This window comes from Nocardiopsis prasina DSM 43845 (assembly GCF_000341265.1).
GTDB lineage: Bacteria > Actinomycetota > Actinomycetes > Streptosporangiales > Streptosporangiaceae > Nocardiopsis > Nocardiopsis prasina.
The window spans coordinates 1-207 of sequence record NZ_ANAE01000195.1 but is presented as its reverse complement, the minus strand read 5'-3'; the positions used below and the strand labels follow the sequence as shown (position 1 = coordinate 207).

Here is a 207-nt window from a genome sequence, read left to right as displayed (position 1 = left end):
CCCTGGCTGGGCCCGCCGTGACCGGCGCGCCCGTGGCCGAGCTGCTCGACCGGCACGTGCGGGACCTGCGGCGACGGTCCAGAGCCGAGGCCACCGGCCGCGTCGAGAGACTGGGGGTCCTCGTCGTGGCCCCACTGGGTCTGTGCTTCCTGCCCGCCTTCGTCCTGATCGGCATCGTGCCCATGGCCGCCGAACTCCTGCTGGCCG

Annotated in this window: 1 pseudogene; it reads left to right on the top strand. The window is 74.9% G+C overall.

The features are described 5' to 3' along the window. A pseudogene (locus D452_RS28900) lies at positions 1 to 207 on the top strand (type II secretion system F family protein); the annotation flags it as partial.